The 16152-nt window shown below is 61.1% G+C and carries 12 protein-coding genes; 5 read left to right on the top strand and 7 right to left on the bottom strand.

What is annotated here, in order from left to right; genetic code table 11:
- Positions 1 to 109 precede the first annotated feature (109 nt).
- The 5 genes from D6201_RS02825 to D6201_RS02805 all read right to left on the bottom strand — a co-directional run bounded on the left by D6201_RS02825 (position 110) and on the right by D6201_RS02805 (position 9896).
- The gene (locus D6201_RS02825) at positions 110 to 2152 is read right to left on the bottom strand and encodes a DUF11 domain-containing protein (protein WP_165853479.1); all 2043 of its coding nucleotides are present in this window, start codon (positions 2150 to 2152) and stop codon (positions 110 to 112) included.
- Positions 2153 to 2190: 38 nt separating this feature from the next.
- The gene (locus tag D6201_RS02820; protein ID WP_242447397.1) at positions 2191 to 7311 is read right to left on the bottom strand and encodes a hypothetical protein; all 5121 of its coding nucleotides are present in this window, start codon (positions 7309 to 7311) and stop codon (positions 2191 to 2193) included.
- 32 nt (positions 7312 to 7343) lie between these two features.
- Positions 7344 to 8321, bottom strand: coding sequence for a DUF11 domain-containing protein (locus D6201_RS02815; RefSeq protein ID WP_165853478.1), 978 nt, complete (start codon positions 8319 to 8321; stop codon positions 7344 to 7346).
- 140 nt (positions 8322 to 8461) lie between these two features.
- Positions 8462 to 8839: a hypothetical protein gene (locus tag D6201_RS02810; protein WP_242447396.1), complete on the bottom strand. Its 378-nt coding sequence runs from the start codon at positions 8837 to 8839 to the stop codon at positions 8462 to 8464.
- A 130-nt stretch (positions 8840 to 8969) separates the two neighbouring features.
- Positions 8970 to 9896 (bottom strand): hypothetical protein, encoded by a 927-nt coding sequence (locus D6201_RS02805; RefSeq protein WP_242447395.1) that lies wholly within the window; start codon positions 9894 to 9896, stop codon positions 8970 to 8972.
- Between the two features lie 353 nt (positions 9897 to 10249).
- Here D6201_RS02805 and D6201_RS02800 point away from each other — a divergent pair, with 353 nt between their 5' ends.
- A complete protein-coding gene (locus D6201_RS02800; RefSeq protein WP_120047321.1) occupies positions 10250 to 11179 on the top strand; it encodes a M48 family metallopeptidase in 930 nt (309 codons plus the stop codon).
- Here the strand turns inward: D6201_RS02800 and D6201_RS02795 are convergent.
- Positions 11176 to 11694, bottom strand: a complete 519-nt coding sequence (locus D6201_RS02795) for a flavin reductase family protein (RefSeq protein ID WP_120047319.1) — start codon at positions 11692 to 11694, stop codon at positions 11176 to 11178. The two genes, D6201_RS02800 and D6201_RS02795, sit on opposite strands and share 4 nt — an antisense overlap.
- A 171-nt stretch (positions 11695 to 11865) precedes the next feature.
- Between D6201_RS02795 and ribB the strand changes: the two genes are divergently transcribed.
- The 3 genes from ribB (at position 11866) to D6201_RS02780 (ending at position 14102) form a co-directional block, all read left to right on the top strand.
- Complete coding sequence (gene ribB / locus D6201_RS02790; protein WP_120047318.1) at positions 11866 to 13116, top strand: 3,4-dihydroxy-2-butanone-4-phosphate synthase; 1251 nt, start codon at positions 11866 to 11868, stop codon at positions 13114 to 13116.
- Between the two features lie 4 nt (positions 13117 to 13120).
- On the top strand, positions 13121 to 13540 hold the full coding sequence (ribH, locus tag D6201_RS02785) for a 6,7-dimethyl-8-ribityllumazine synthase (RefSeq protein ID WP_120047317.1): 420 nt from the start codon (positions 13121 to 13123) through the stop codon (positions 13538 to 13540).
- A 70-nt stretch (positions 13541 to 13610) separates the two neighbouring features.
- On the top strand, positions 13611 to 14102 hold the full coding sequence (locus D6201_RS02780; protein ID WP_120047315.1) for a thiol-disulfide oxidoreductase DCC family protein: 492 nt from the start codon (positions 13611 to 13613) through the stop codon (positions 14100 to 14102).
- 11 nt (positions 14103 to 14113) lie between these two features.
- Here the strand turns inward: D6201_RS02780 and eno are convergent, their stop codons facing one another.
- A complete protein-coding gene (gene eno / locus D6201_RS02775; RefSeq protein ID WP_120047313.1) occupies positions 14114 to 15397 on the bottom strand; it encodes a phosphopyruvate hydratase in 1284 nt (427 codons plus the stop codon).
- Between the two features lie 175 nt (positions 15398 to 15572).
- Between eno and D6201_RS02770 the strand changes: the two genes are divergently transcribed.
- The gene (locus D6201_RS02770) at positions 15573 to 16130 is read left to right on the top strand and encodes a hypothetical protein (RefSeq protein WP_120047311.1); all 558 of its coding nucleotides are present in this window, start codon (positions 15573 to 15575) and stop codon (positions 16128 to 16130) included.
- Positions 16131 to 16152: the final 22 nt, after the last annotated feature.

Raw genomic sequence — 16152 nt, 5'->3', positions numbered from 1 at the left:
CGGGGTGCGGAGTTAGCAGAAGATATCGCTACGATCCGTGAGGAAGAACGCGCATGCCTGTGACATTGCCACATCTATGCTGTTGAGCGATCTCGCAGATGCGATGTCCTCAGTTGATCTGCGTCCGGAAAATGATCGCTATGCTTGCGCCGGGTGATAGCTGAGCAGCACTCGCGCGAACTTCACCGCTCGAAAGAAACTGCGCGCCGACCGGGTCGCTTTCATCGGCACCTGCCGCGTCGTCGTCTTCAACTGTCTTCGCACCGGAGCAAGTGGCGCCAGACCGGATAGAGCCGGGGACGTAGGTCATTTGCGGAGGGATGACGTCATTCATGCGGATATCGGTCGCGCGCGATTGGCCGGTGTTAGAAGTGACGAGACAGTATTCCACGATCGCACCGGGAATATGGAAATCGGTATCGCCGATATCGACCGGATCGCTAAGCAAGCGACTGGTCTTGTCGACTGTCAAGGTCGTTGTGGGTCGGCAGAAAGTAATGTCGTGCAGTGCAACGCCCTGATTGCCAGGATCGGCAGGAGCGGCCGCGTGATTGCCATATCGAATGATAATCGTATCGATAGGCTGCGAGAACGTCACCGTGATGTTGCCATTGGCCTGCGTATCGCTCGACGAGCCATCACCCCGCGCCTCATTGCCGACGATATAGTTTGCCGAGCCGTTGGTAAGTACGGGCTGCACGGTCGCGCCCTGCAATCTCCCTTCCACTTGCACGCGATCTGCAAAGGAACCTGAAGAGTCTATGTCAAATACTTGGAACTGTGCACCCCGCATGACGTCCGGAAGTGCGATTGTAGTGGTGGCTTCACTCGCGCGATCTGGCATATTGGTGTGGTACACGAGTGATCGACCGCCTCCCGCCAAGCCGCCATTGATCGTGCTGGATAGGCCGGGGATGTCCCCGCCATAGTCCGCTTTGGCCACAAACGTGCCCTGATTGGTGATCGAAAATGAAATGTTGCCGAGGCTACCCAGAGCGTATGTGTTGTTGAGCGAACCACGAATCCAATTCACGTTATCCCAATCGAACACGATCGACTGGTTGGGACAGAACAGCGCTGGGGGCGTGCCAGCCGCTCTCGTTCCGCCAACTGCAAGCGTTGCGGAGGCAAAATCGTCTTCGCTGGTGACACCATTGTTCGGCGTGGAATCTGGGTCGGCCTGATCGCTGGCGGAAACCTCCGCACGGTTGGTCAGCACTGCACCCGAGGTCGCATTCACCGTCCCCGTGATCTCCATGCTCACATTCTGGTTTCGCGCCAATGTGCCGACGTTCCAGATTCCGGTGGCCGGATCGAACGTACCCGTGCCGGTCGATGATGTGTAAGCAAAGCCTGCGGGAAGCGTGTCGCGCACCCGGACACCTGTCGCGCTCAGGCTGGAGCTTGCGGCATTGTTCAAAGTCAGGCGGAACGTCGCGGCGCTACCGTTCGTCGGCGATGGCGTGAGCAATAGCTTCGTCAAAGAGAGATCGGCGAAAGCGCGGTTGAAGGTGAGGTCGCTGATGCCGGACACCTGCCCCCCCGGATCGCCCGTGCCTGTGTAGCTGAAATAGACAATGCGCACCCGCTTGACGAGCGTGGTGCCGAAACTGAAAGCTATATTGCCCGTCGTCTGACTGGCCGCCACATTTGCAGTGCCGCGCCAGCCATTCACGGTGGCGTTGTTGGTGCGCGTCGCGGCGCTTCCTGCGGTATAGAACGAAGCCGTCTCGGCCACGTTGCGCCAGGTGCCGTCCCCATTGTCGTAGAATACCTCGACAGCATCCACCCAACTGGACGTGTCGATATCCGTGAGGATGAACTGCAGTCCGGTGACGGACCGATTCAGGGTAATCTCAGTGGTCAGCTTATCACCGGGATCGTAGGTGGAGTTATCGAAATTCATCAGCAGGGTGCCGGCAAAGCCACCGAAACTGGGATCGTAATAGCTGACGAATGTGTCGAGCAGCGGAACGAACGGAGTGCCGTTGGCGACGGTCGAATAGCGGACGGTTGCCGTCGTCGTGCCATCGCTCGCGGTGGCGGTCGATGGGTTGGGCAACGCCCCAGTGCTTGGAGCCCCAAGCGTCGTCCAGTCAACGGTGGCAGTGCTCTGAGCGGTCGCTAGATCCGGACGCATGAGTCCGAGCACGACGATTGCCAGCAGAGCGACGAAGATGCGATGAGCTCTCATCGGCCAAGCCCCAGGAAGCCGAAAGTGTCGGCATCGATCTTCATGCGCACAGCAGCGAAAATACCCTCATCGATATTGCGCATGGCAGAAAAGTCCGGATCGTCGAAGCCCGCAACATTGTAGCCCACGGTTAACAGCACGCCTTCGACCGGCACGAAGCCGACATTCGGCCCAAACGCGTAGCTCGTATAGCCACCTTCGAGATCGGTGCGAAGAGTCGCGCTGGCACCCACTTCAAAGCGTTCGCCAAGGCCGATACGCGCATCGAGGCCGGTGAGGAGGGACGTGCTGGAAAGATCGAAACCTTCGAAGCGATCGAAATTGTGACGCACCGCCAGGAAGGCTCCGAACTCGCTGCGACGTGTGAACATCGCCTGTTCATCGTTGTCCCGATCTTTCTCGGCACGCGGCGACCAATTTGCAGAAACGCTGCCGATAAGTCGGCTGGCACGGGCATCGCCTTCCACCGTCAGCGCAGTGCGACCGACGGGGCCGGCTTCGCCCGCACTGGCATTACGCACCTCGTCGCTGCGGTATTCGACCTTGCTGAGGAAAGCGAATTCGGAGTCAGCGGGGCGATGCGCCCAGGCCAGCGCCGCATCCAAAATTTCGGTTTCCGTACCATTGGCACCGCTGGCGCGCGTCCACGTCAGGCCGGAACCAAGCACGCGACCTTCGCCCAATTGTCGGACAAGACCGGCAGTAAAGCCGGTACGATCGGCAAATTCGCCATCGCGATATTCGCCGCGAGCCGTGGCGCTCCAGCGCTCGCGACGCCATGCCGCGCCCGCGGTAACGGCGGTGAATTCTTCAAAAAGGCTCCCGCCCGGACCGAACTGCCCACCACTGGCAACCGGCTGGAGCGTGTTGACCACATCCGCGACGCTCGGTTCGCCGTCGATCGTCCAGTTGCTGTCGAAGGTCGCATCGACGCTCAGTTCCGCATTGACCTGCAGTGTCTGCGCGAGGCCGAAGGCAGCAAAGCTGCGCGTGCCGAGCTCGGAGATGTCCTGCTCGCCCACGCTGGCATTGAATTGGCCGCCGAGCCATGGTGTGAATTCCAGCCCACCGCGGAGCGAGGAACTCGTGAAATCCACACCATCGGCGAGTTCATATTGACCGACGATGCGCACATCATCGGTGATGGCATAGCGAGCGCCAAGGCGATGGCGGGCCGGCAAATCTACTGATTCCGCATCGTCCAGCGCGATGCTGGTGCTGGCACTTAGCTCGAGGCGATTATCCATGGCGCGCTGCGTAACGCCGCCCTCGATTACGGTCGACGTATTCGTCGTTCCGTCCGGAAGGCGATCATTGAAATGGCCGAGACCGAGACGGAAATCCGTCGCTTGCGTGGTGTAGCCGAGTTCGACCTGCGCGGCGCGGCGACGTGCGGCGTCGGCGAGGCTGTCATCCTGCCAAAGGCTGGCAAGCACCGTCAGATCGTCGCCGAAGCGGACGCGGCTATCGACGCCGAGCTTCCGGCGGCCAAGTTCTACGCCATTCTGTTGCCCGACGCCATAATCGGCCTCTGTTTCGCGAGCGTAGGCGATGATGTCGAGCGAGCCAGTCTGATGCTGCGCCTCGATCAGCCAGCCCGTTGCCGTATCGCCATCGGTCTGGCTGGCTGCCAGCTCGGCGCGCAGTTCGGTATTTGGATCGAGTTGTGCTTGAAGATCGACGCCGCCCATCAGCGTCCGCGCACCGTCCCCGCGGTCGGTGACAGCCGTAGTGCCGACCTGAACGGCTCCGTCCCGGCTTGTCCATTCCGCACGAATGCCTGCATTGATCTCACCATCACCCAGCTCATCAACTTCATAAGCAATTACAATGAATTGTGGATTGAGATTGAAGTCGCGACTTAACATAGGCTCACGAAACCTGATCGTACCGGAAAGCAAGTCGATGTCGTAATCGGCAAAGCGCGTCAGCGTGCGGCTGTCGACGATGATTTCCGAGCGGAAGCGGTCCCGGACTTCGAGAGTTACGGTCTCGCTATTCGGGATAATCGCGCGGCTGGAAAGCGTATAGGGACCGGAGATACCCTGCCCCTGTATCTCATCACGGCGGAAGCGCGTGCCGATTTCTGCACCGAAAGCGCGCAGGCTTACCTGACCCTGACGCGCTTCTGCAGAAATACCGGTGGCAACCCGCTGGTAGCGAAGCAGGCGCGTATCATCGAAGCCCGTTTCAAAATCGCCATACAGCGCGTTGAAGCTGGCAGTTTCGATGCGAACGTAGAGCTTTTCGCGTGAAGCGGCATCGAAACGCCGGCTCGAACCATCGGCGAAAACGGTGTAATATGCATTCGGGTCGAGCGTGCCGAGCAGGCGAGCATCGTCTTCCTGCGCAGCGCTATCGTAAGCAAGGGTGACGAGGTAGCGGCCGAGGATGCGGCCCTTGGCGTACAGGGCCACGCGGGCATCGTCACCGAGGTCGCTGTCGAAACTGCCGGTTCGCTCCATGTTGTCGGCAACCGAGCGTGCACCGATCGTGCCTTCGGCAAGGCCGATTACGGTCCATTCGATATCGCCGGGCACGATCCAACCCTCGAGCTGCTGCTCGCGGACGATTTCCCCGTCGTCGAAGCGGAAATCGAGACTAAGTGAACCGCTTACCATTGTTGGGGCGAGCTCGATGAAGGCAATCCCGTCTGCGCCGGTAACCGTCCAGCGCGCCGAGGCCGGTCCGCGACGGGTCAGCTGGTCGAGCTGCTGGCGCGCGACCTGCTCGGCACTCTCGTACGGTGCACCGATTTTGAGTTCCCCCGAAACACCTTCACGAATGGGGCGCCCGGCGGCATCAAGCACGCGAACAGCGACCACCGGTGCAGTCCGCCCGTCGGCGACAAGGGCCGATTGCTCAGGCACAAGCTCCACTCTTGCCGGGATCGTGGTGAAGAATACCTCGCGTTCGAGTTCCGCGACGACTTTGCCGGCTCCGCTCATGATGTGAGCGGTCAATTCGGTTCGTCCTCCCGCCAAGGAGATGCCGCGCCAGTGGCTGACTTCCCAGCGTCCTTCGGCAGGGCGCATCACGCCTTCGAAGGAAAGCGGGCTCACTTCTTCACCATCGACGAACAGTGTCACCGTCTGTCCGCGGCGATGGCGGATGGCGACCCTGATGGATGGAACGCGGGGATTGGCATCGATGGCTGGAGCCAGCCAGTCGATTTCGCCATCGCCGAAGGAGAGCCAATCGAACCGATCGGCATCCTGAAGCTCTACTGCCTCAACGGTCCCGGCCAAGTCTGCAGTGCTATCCGTTTGTTCTCCTTCGATGATTTCGAAACCGGCATCTTCTATCGTGACAATCGGAGCCGTGATGGCACGAAGGGTCCCAAGAGTGTCTGCCGGAACGGTTGCGTGATAATCGACGACTGCCAGCGAGCCACCCCGGCCGGTCACGAGCCGGGTGATTGCGCTGCCCTGGCTACGGCTCGAGCGCGTGCAGTCGGTAAATTCGCCGCCTTCGGGCAAGGTCATCCGCGACGCCTGGACGACATGTGTTCCCGGAACCACGCCGTCAAAGTGGTAGCGACCATCGATATCGGTGATGGCGAAGCTGCCGTCCTCCATCATCACGCGCACGCCGGGAATACCGATGCGGTCCATATCGTCGGTCAGCGAGCACGGACCAGCTGTTACGCGGCCGATAATCGTCATGCGTCCCGCAATCGTGTCGCGCAAGACTTCAACCGATGCGCTGGTTTCGACGCGGCGGCCGATGGAATCGATAGCAAAAGCAAAGTTTTCGGCGTGACCTGCGGGTGCATCGGGTAGTACCGTCATGGCATATGTCACGCGGCGCTGCGCACCTGCGGCGAGGTCGCCAAGGTTAAGCGCGATCGTCCGGCCGTCATCGGAAATGTCGATGACGTCTCCTCCTGCCTCTTCTCCATCGATGCGGATCGTATCGCGGCGCAATCGCAGATAGGGGGACGCAACGTCAGTCAGGACGACGCCGTTCTTCGCTGCGCTGTCTGGATTACGAACGGTAAGCGAATAAAAAATCACGTCGCCCGGCTGCGCCTGATCGCGCGACGCCGTCTTGACCAGCGAAACCGAAACGCCCGGCCGGTCGAGCGGGATATCGACCTGAACGGGAATCGGGCTGTCCAGCCTGAACGTGTCGCCATAGGAGGCGTCGCTGATCACGAATGCGCGCCCGTCCGGGCGAGTTATGCGTGAAAGCTGATCCGGCGTCGCTGCGGACGGCGCTGTGTAGGGCGCCGGAGGCGTGACCACGAGGCGATATGTGCCAAGGCTGGTCAGGGGGAACCAGAATTCGCCAGCGTCCATTTGAGTGACGTTTCCGGCAGCATCCGTGACTGGTGCGCCGGAGATGACGGTGGAGGGCCATGGCGTCACGCCATCCGCCGCAAAAACCCGTGCTGGCTGACCAGTGATTGCGTCGACGAGAGTTACGGTCGCGCCGTCTACCGGCTGTCCGCTTTCGCTATCGAAAACGACACCGAAAGGATCGGCGAGCACATCCATCGTCGTCGTGAGGATGACAGAGCTTCCATCGCGCGCGAGCACGTCGATGACGATCGCATTGCCGTTTTCGAGGCTCAGACGGCAGTCGCCCCGAACGGGGGCCGGCGGCATCCGCCGCGTCGAGATGCTGCCCATAAATACGCCGGAATTCGCCGATGTTTCGTAGACGGTGAGTTCCTCGCGGTCCCCGCTGTTACTGGAGAGGACGACATCGACAGTTTCGACGGCCGATGCATCGAGATTTGCCGCAGGCAGTTCGACCGCAAACAGCAGATCCTGTCCTGCAACCAGGAGGCCGGTTTCCACGGCATTTGCTCCGACGGCGGCGCCGCCGGATGGCGTGGCAGTTCCGCCGGACGCCGCGCAGAAAGAAGGGAAATACGTGAGAGGGGTATCGGTGCCCGGAACATAGGTCCGGACTCGCGATGTCGTGCGATCAGTCCGCAATTCGACCAGATTGGACCGGCCGGTGAACGAACGACCTTCATGGTCCCAGCGCGCTTCAGCCACATTGGTGATTGTCTGCGCGCTGGCCGATCCTTCGAGCACAACAAACGACAGCAGCGCTATGAGTAGCGCTGCTGCCGCCTGAAGCATCGAGGACCGTATGAAGGTCATGTCGTTATCCGGTCAGTCCGTTCCAGCCCGGATCAATCGATCGTGACCGTGAAATAGAGCGTGCGTGTCTGGCCGCCGGCGATATCCGACATGCTTTCGTTCACGTTCGTATCGGCCGTGGTGTATCCGTCGACCTCGCTACCACCGGTGCAAAGGCCACCGCTGAGCGTGCCGTCGACGATGACATCGCCGGTCGTGCCGTAGGCGTCAGGGAAGAACGTCACCTCACCAGGCAGGTCGTCGTCCACGACCACGTTCGTGGCCGTCGCCGCACCCGAAGCGTTGGTGACCGCGATGCAGTACTGCACTCGGGCACCCGGGATGGCTTTAGGATTGGTCGTCATATTGACGGGGTCCCACACGACCGTGCTGAATTTCTGCACGCTCATATCGGCCGCATTGACCGCAACTGTGTGACTGTCAGCATGATCGCCAGCATTCGCTGCGTCGACGCCGGCAACGCCGATGCCGTCGGCGAGCACGGTGTCGATCGCATCGGGATCGTTCGGACCGGTGGTCGCTTCGATCTCAGCGCCGATGGCACCCGTGTCGGCCTCGTGTGCATTGGCTACGAGGATGATGTCGGTCGCCTGCCCATTCGTTGCCGTGTTCGGAACGTCGAACTTGACCCAGACATTTCTGGTCTCATCCTGGCCAAGCGTGTCGATGAAGGTAATTTCTTCACCGGCATCATATTCGCCGTCGCCATCGATATCGTCAAAGATGACGACGTTTTGCGGTATGTAGCCGCCGCCTGCTGCACCCTGCGCCGTAAGCGCGAAGCCGACAGTGGCGTTGGAGTCGTTCGTAACGGTGAACTGGCGAACGACGCCTGTCTGCCCGGCGGAGACGTTCGGTGATGCGCCGACCGACGCCACGGTCACGTCGATCTTGCGATCGACCGTAAACGTGTCGCTATCGGTGACAGCCGTCTGCGCGACGCCGCCGACCTGGAAGTCGACCGTCACTGTGTTGGTAATCGTGGAACCGGCGGCGGTCTCCTGAGCCATCGCCGGCGTTGCTATGAGGCCAGCAAGCACAATCGCACTCGCCGCCCCAAGCAATTGCCTGTTGCTTTTCATTGTTCTGGTCCTCGGAATGTGCCCTGCAATCAGACCGCCCGCAGGGCTCGGCGGTTATCGGCCGCTGGTCAGCGGATGATTGCGGGATATTCGAGCCGACCCGATTGGCCGGGTTCGACCACGGACAGGGTCCAGCGAATATGCGTTACATCGCGATGCTCGGCAGCGCGGGACGAGCCGTCGTCCGCCGCTACCGTCAGATCGGCAAGCCGACCGAAGCTCTCGCCGCCGTCCACGGAGACGATGAGCGCAGGATCGGCATCGGGCGCCAGACGAACAGGTGCCGGCAGCGGATTGGTCATCACGAAGGTTTCCACCGGCTCACCGCCAGTGTTGGAATAATTGGTGCCGAAGACCAGGCGATCGCCGGGGACAATCGTGCCCGGCTCGACCAGCTCGATCTGAACGGCGCCGGTATCGTCGATTGTTTCGACGACAGCCTTCACGTCGCCTTCCAATGTGATTGGCTGATCCTGTGCAATCGCTGCCGGAGCGCTGGAAAGGAGCAAAGCGCAACATGCGAATTTCGTAAAAAGGTTCATGACTTGCAGACCCATCTTTTTTAATATTTGAGAATTAATCGACCACGACATCGAAGGTGGTTACCTGCGTGGTCCCGCCTGAAAGCGTACCGAGCTCAACGACAATCCCGCTCGCCGTCACTTCGCCCGCGTCATCGCCCGCCGTATCGGTCAACGGGGCGCCTTCGAGCGTGATCGTACTGGGAGAGTAGGTCGTGCCAGCGGGAAACGCGTCGGTAATCGCCAGATCGCTGACCGTGCCGCTGCCCGATACCGTTGCCGTAATCGTGTATGTGATCGTCGATCCAGGAACGACGGTGGATCCACCGAACGGATCGGCGACGGACTGGCTCTTCACGAGTTCGACGGTGGTTATGCCCGCAATGAGCGAGCCCAAGGCCGTTGCCGCGGCGCTGGTATTGCCCGTGACCGCATCGACTCCGTCGACTCCCTGGCCTGCAAACACAGTGCCCGGTGTGCCGGTGCCGGTCACGGCATCCGCACGAAGCTCGACATCGCTTTGCTGGCCGTCGGTTACCGTATTCGGCACATCGACGACGACGAAGACGGTGAGAGACTCATCCTGCGCCAGAATCTGTGTCGTTTCCGGGCCCGTCAGGATTTGATCGATGCCATCGTCGTAAACGCCATTGCCGTTCCGATCGACCGCGATGAAATCCACGACGGTGTCGAAGTCGTTGCCTGCCACCGAAGGGTTTGCCGTCAGACGAAAGGCTTCCGGGCCATTGCCCGTATTGGTCAAATCGAATGTCAGCGTGGCGCTGCCCGGCGTCGCTCCAATCGGAGCGCCGTCGAGGGACGTCAACGTCACATCGAGCAACTCGTCCACGGCGAGTTCGACAGTGTTGGAAGTTACCGTCGCTGCGCCGTCATCGGTAGTATAAGTCGCCCGCGCGGTGTTCTCGATGATCGTCCCGGCCTCGACGCTCTGTGCGGCGGCGGGGAGCGCTATCAATGACACAAGCGCTGAAGCGGAGGCGAGACCCAAGCGGTTGTATAGTTTTTCCATAACTGCGGATTAGGGAAAACTACTTTTAAAAAGGTTAACAACGCTTCGCGGATTTCTCACTTTACGGCTCACTCGTATATGTCCTGTTTACCACCTTTTGCCCCAGCCACAGGCGGGCGCGCCGCGAGGCGAGCTCATTATAGTGTCGGCCTGCGGCAGAGATCGTCCGTTAAGCTTTTGGGATCGAGAGCCGCTCCACTCCCGACGATCAAGGAGGTGCGTCGGCTTGTCCGACAAGGTCCAGATCAAGACCATACCTGCTGCATTCGCTTGATCCGCGGGCTGATGCTCGGCATCCCTCTGGCATGGGGTTCTTGCTGAACACACTGGTAGCGATCATGCCTTTAGTGTCGCTCGCCCAGGCCGCGCCGATGCAGGATGCGTTGGCGACACAGGATCTTCGCTTGGCCGTCTTGGCGGACCGCATGCTTGAAGCGAATGCGGGTCTTTGCGCTAGAACCATGCCGCTTCCTGGCATCATCCTGCACAGCGTTGACCAATATCGCGGCGAGGGACGGTCGGATGGCTTTGCCAATGGACCAATCGAAATTCTCGTCGTGATACCTGGCTCTCCAGCGGCCCAAGCCGATCTGCGACCGGGCGATGCCATCGTGTCGATCGGCGACACGCCGGTGCCGCAAACCGCCGCATCGGGTAAACACCTAAGGGAGACCGCCTTCGATCTAATCGCGCGGCAACCTGGCGATGCCGCACTTGCTCTCAGGATACGACGCGACGGGGAAATGCAGGATCATCGTCTCGACACCGCGGTGGGATGCCGCGCCCTGGTCGAGATCACCGCCGCCGATACGCCGCGCGCGCGATCGGATGGGCAGGTCATCCAGATACGCATGGATTTCGCGAGGTCGCTTACAAATGCAGAACTCGCCGCCGTTTTCGCGCACGAACTGGCGCATTCCATTCTCGACCACCGCAGGCGAAAAGCCGAGTTAGGCGAAACCACAACCGCTGCTCGCGCGGCGGAAGTGGAGGCCGACCGCCTGTCCGTCCATCTTCTGGCGAATGCAGGACTCGATCCGATGGCAGCCGCGCAATTCTGGCGTTCGGGAGCGAGCGAACCTTTCGCCAGCGGCCTGCCCTTTCGGTCCGATCATCCGCGCCGCGAGCGGCGCGCGGAAATTATCGAGCGCGAAATTGCAATATATCTGCCGACGGCATCCGGCCCGACCTGGCCCGGACATTTGCTGGCGCTGCGCGAGCTCCCTCTGGACTAGCCCCGCCGATCCCGCTGCGGAGCTTCGCTGATATCGATGTAGTTGCGATCGAAATACGTCAGCGGTGTCGCATCCTGCCGATGGTTCGCTTCCAGTACGGCGCCGATGAAAATCGTGTGTGTGCCGAAAGTATGCCGGTCAGCGACTTCGCAAATCAGGCTGGACTGCGCAGAGGCGAGGACGGGCACGCCCTGATGCTCCTCCCATTCGCCGACGGCGAACCTGTCGGCAGCGGACGCCATGAAATGATCGGCGACGTCGCGATTGCCAAGTCCCAGCACGTTCACGCAAAATTTCTCGGCCTGCGCCATCGGCTCATGCAGCGAAGCGTCGCGATTGATGCAGGCCAGTAGCGACGGCGGGGAAAAACTGAGGGAGCTGACCGCAGTGGCAAGGATGCCCCAATGATGCCCCTCATGGCTCGTGGTGACGGCATAGACCGTCGCCGCGACGTGGCGCATGGAATTGCGGAAGGCCTCGATGAGCGCAGGATTGGCGGATTGGGGCATGTGCATGAACGCGTGTTTCGAATGCTCTAGATGGCCGTCAGCGCCCCTTAGGTGTCCCTCAGGTGCCCCTTGCCTCTCCTCAATGGGGTCGGATTGGTGTGAGGGCAAGGAGATTATTGCGACACTGGTGTGATATGATGGCCTTGCGATCACATTTTGATGTGATATGTGAGCCGCATGAGCGATACAACAATTAACAAGGTGCGCGAAATTATTGACTCGGGCAGGCTCACCAAAGCCGGCCTCGCCCGCGCGTCCGGTCTTCATGCGAACACGCTACGCGATTGCACGGAGCCGAACTGGAATCCGACGAGCGAGACGCTGAGCAAGCTCGACCGCTTTCTGACCGAGAACGACGATACCCCCGTCCTCGTCGGGATCGAGGAGATCATCGAGGAAGCGCGCAACGGTCGCATGTATATCCTGGTCGACGATGAGGACCGGGAGAATGAGGGCGACCTTATCATTCCGGCCCAGATGGCTACCCCGGCTGCCGTCAATTTCATGGCAACGCATGGCCGCGGCCTGATCTGCCTCTCGCTCGACCAGAAACGCGTGAAGCAGCTTGGCCTGCAGCCGATGAGCCGCAACAATCGCGAAAGCATGCAGACCGCTTTCACCACGTCGATCGAGGCGAAGGAAGGCGTGACTACCGGTATTTCCGCCGCGGACCGGGCGCGCACCATCTCGGTGGCCATCGACAGCGCGAAAGGCTCGGACGATCTCGTGACCCCCGGCCATGTTTTCCCGCTGACCGCGCGCCCGGGCGGCGTGCTAGTGCGCGCCGGGCATACCGAGGCGGCGGTCGATATCTCACGGCTGGCTGGCCTCAATCCGAGCGGCGTCATCTGCGAAATCATGAACGATGACGGGTCGATGGCTCGCCTGGACGATCTGATCGCTTTTGCGCGCAAGCACGACATGAAGATCGGCACGATACGCGACCTGATCGCCTATCGCATGCGGCACGATCACCTGGTCGAACGCGGCGAGGAACGCGCTTTCGAGAGCGATTACGGTGGCCAATGGCGGCTGACGACTTATCGAAACAAGGTCTCCGACAACGAGGCCTATGTCCTTCAGAAAGGCCGCGTGACCGAAGGCGAGGCCACCCTCGCCCGCGTCCATCCGATCTCCGTCTTCGACGATGTGTTGGGTGAGCCGGGCCCGCGCAAGCGCACGTTGCAACGCGCCATGCAGGCGGTGGGCGATTACGGCTCAGGCGTGATCGTCATCCTGACGGGCCGCGTCGGCGCGAGCCGCAACTGGTCTGCCGATGACGAGTTGCGCAATGTCGGCATCGGTTCGCAAATCCTTGCCGATCTCGGCGTGCACGACATGATCCTGCTCACCAATTCCCAACCCAATGTCGTCGCGATCGAGGGCTATGGCCTCAACATCGTCGGCCACCATCCCATTCCGGAGTAAGAACTTGGCCCATTTCCTGATCGTGGAAGCGCGCTTCTACGCGCATTTGAACGATATGCTGATCGACGGTGCCAAGGCGGCGCTCGAAAAGGCGGGACACAGTGCCGAGGTCGTCACAGTGCCCGGCGCGTTGGAGATCCCGGGAGCGATCGCGCTCGCTGCCGAAAATGGTCAATATGACGGCTTCGTCGCCATCGGCGTGGTGATCCGGGGCGAAACCTATCATTTCGAGATCGTCGCCGGCGAAAGCGCGCGGGCGATCATGGCGCTGACGATGGACGGAATCGCGATTGGCAACGGCATCCTCACCACGGAGAACGAAGACCAAGCACTCGTTCGCGCCGATCCCGCGCAGAAGAACAAGGGCGGCGAAGCGGCGCAGGCGGCGATCCGGATGCTGGAACTGCGCGAACAGTTCGCATGATCACATCGGATCACATCGAAATGGCATGGCGTAGAGAAGCACAGCCATCCCACTGCGGAAAAATGGTCCCATGAGGGGTAGGCAAGGGACAGGTAAGGGACAGGCACGGGCCGAGGACGCATATTCGGCAGGCAGAACGGTGGGCGCAAGCGGACTGTCCGCGCTGCCGGACGGACCGATCATTCTGTTCGATGCCGAATGCGTGCTCTGCTCCGCCAATGCCGAGTTCATCCTGACCCATGACCGCGCCGAGCGGTTCCACCTCGCATCGATGCAGGGCGATGTCGGCGCGGCGCTGTTTCGGCGTCACGGTATCGATCCGCAAGATCCGGAAACCCTGCTGCTGGTCGATGGCGACCGCGTGCTGAAGAACAGTGACGCGGTGCTGGCGATCTGGTACGGCCTCGGCTGGCCGTGGAAGATGGCCGGCCTTGCCCGCATTGTGCCGCGGGCTATTCGCGATCCGGTCTACCGGCTGGTCGCGCGAAATCGCTACCGCTGGTTCGGCAAGCGGAAGATGTGCTGGATGGCGCCTCCCGAATATCGCAGCCGCGTGCTCTGAAGCCCGCTGCGTCAGGCCAGGCGGCCGAAGCAGCCTTTCCCGGCGTAAAAGGCGCTGTCGCCCAGTTCTTCCTCGATCCGGATCAACTGGTTGTATTTCGCCAGCCTGTCCGAACGGGCGAGCGAGCCGGTCTTGATCTGTCCACAATTGGTGGCGACGGCGAGATCGGCGATGGTCGCGTCCTCGGTTTCTCCACTGCGGTGGCTCATCACCGACGTGTAGCCCGCGCGGTGGGCGATATCGACGGCCTGCAGCGTTTCGGACAGCGTGCCGATCTGGTTGACCTTGACGAGCAGAGAATTGGCGAGGCCTTTGTCGATGCCCATCCGCAGTCGGTCGGGATTGGTGACGAAAAGGTCGTCGCCCACGAGCTGCACCCGATCCCCCACCATGTCGGTAAGCGCTTTCCAGCCTTCGAAGTCGTCTTCGCCCATCCCGTCCTCGATGGACTTGATCGGATAATCGCTGGCCAGTTTGGCGAGATATTCCGCCATTTCATGCGGGGATAGGGAGAGGTTCTCGCCCGAAATCTCGTACTTGCCGTCGCGGAAGAATTCGGTTGCCGCGCAATCCAGCGCCAGCACCACATCCTTACCCGGCGTAAAGCCTGCCTTCTGTACAGAGGCCATGATGAAATCAAGCGCATCGCGCGTGCTGGCGAGATCGGGCGCGAAACCGCCTTCGTCGCCGACGGAAGTGGACAGCCCCTTGTCCGCCAGGCCTTTCTTCAGCGTATGGAAAATCTCGCTGCCCCAGCGCACCGCCTCGGCCAGGCTGTCGGCGCCGACCGGCATCACCATGAATTCCTGCACATCGATGGGATTGTCGGCATGCTCGCCGCCATTGACGATGTTCATCATCGGCACCGGCAGCGTATGGGCGGAAACGCCGCCGATATAAGCATAGAGGGGCATGCCGCGCGCAGAGGCGGCGGCCTTGGCCACCGCCATGCTCGCGCCGAGAAGGGCATTCGCACCCAGCTTGCCCTTGTTGGACGTGCCGTCGAGCGCAATCATGGCGAGATCGATATCGCGTTGATCCTCGGCGTCCATTTCCAGCAGCAGATCGGCCACCGGGCCATTCACCGCGGCGACTGCCTTCGTCACTCCTTTGCCAAGATAACGCGCGCCATCGCCATCGCGCAATTCGACCGCTTCGTGAGCGCCGGTGGACGCACCCGACGGCACCGCTGCGCGGCCCATGCTGCCATCTTCCAGCAGCACGTCGACTTCCACTGTGGGATTGCCTCTGGAATCGAGGATTTCGCGGGCGTGGACGTCGATGATTGCTGTCATGGAAAGAAGGCTCCTGTCGGGTCGTGTTGGCCGTTGTTTCGCGTGTCCTAGAAGCCGGAACCTTGCACTGCAACATGCGTTGATTTCTTGAAGACGGGTGTATTGTGTCTATAATACATTACCGTGGACAGACACGAGGCGGGGGACACGACCCTCGCAAAGAAGGGAAAACGATATGGCCGCCAAGAAGCCCACCACCAAAGCGAAACAGCCGACCACCGCGACAGTCGCGGCGACGGACGGCGCGACCGAGACGGTCGCCACCACAGACGCTTCGCCCCCCTCCCCCAACACTGCGGAAGCCAAGTCGCGCTTCAATGCCGCGCTGGACGAAGCGAAGGCCGGCGCGGCTGCGCTGGGTGATGAAGCCAAGCTGCGGGCGAGCCAGTATCGCGACGAAGCCAAGCATCGCGGCGAAGACTGGTCGGCAGAAGCCAAGACCAAGGGCCGTGAGCTCGCTGATGAAGGCAAGCACAAGGCCAGCGAAGCGCTTTCCGGCCTGTCGCGCGTGATCGACGAAAACGCGCCGACGCTCGATGAGAAGTTGGGCGCAAAGTATGGCGATTATGCCCGCAGCGCCTCGAAGAGCCTGCAGGACAACGCCCGCAAGCTCGATGAAAAGAGCCTGGACGAACTGGCCGACGATTCCCGGGAAGTTATCCGTAAAAGCCCGGCGACTGCTGTCGGCCTGGCGGCGGTTGTCGGCTTCTTCTTCGCTCGCCTCTTTCGCTAAGTCGAGGTGGCTTCGCCACAGG

The organism is Aurantiacibacter aquimixticola, assembly GCF_003605475.1.
In the GTDB taxonomy this organism is placed as follows: Bacteria; Pseudomonadota; Alphaproteobacteria; order Sphingomonadales; family Sphingomonadaceae; genus Alteraurantiacibacter; species Alteraurantiacibacter aquimixticola_B.
The sequence above is the reverse complement of the archived record's forward strand: the minus strand, read 5'-3'. Positions and strand labels throughout refer to the sequence as shown.

Excerpts from the sequence above, each read along its gene's own strand:
- D6201_RS02820 (WP_242447397.1), bottom strand. The coding sequence starts at position 7,311 with ATGACCTTCATACGGTCCTCGATGCTTCAGGCGGCAGCAGCGCTACTC.
- D6201_RS02815 (WP_165853478.1), bottom strand. The coding sequence starts at position 8,321 with ATGGCTCAGGAGACCGCCGCCGGTTCCACGATTACCAACACAGTGACG.
- D6201_RS02800 (WP_120047321.1), top strand. The coding sequence starts at position 10,250 with ATGGGGTTCTTGCTGAACACACTGGTAGCGATCATGCCTTTAGTGTCG.
- D6201_RS02795 (WP_120047319.1), bottom strand. The coding sequence starts at position 11,694 with ATGCACATGCCCCAATCCGCCAATCCTGCGCTCATCGAGGCCTTCCGC.
- ribB (WP_120047318.1), top strand. The coding sequence starts at position 11,866 with ATGAGCGATACAACAATTAACAAGGTGCGCGAAATTATTGACTCGGGC.
- D6201_RS02780 (WP_120047315.1), top strand. The coding sequence starts at position 13,611 with ATGAGGGGTAGGCAAGGGACAGGTAAGGGACAGGCACGGGCCGAGGAC.
- eno (WP_120047313.1), bottom strand. The coding sequence starts at position 15,397 with ATGACAGCAATCATCGACGTCCACGCCCGCGAAATCCTCGATTCCAGA.
- D6201_RS02770 (WP_120047311.1), top strand. The coding sequence starts at position 15,573 with ATGGCCGCCAAGAAGCCCACCACCAAAGCGAAACAGCCGACCACCGCG.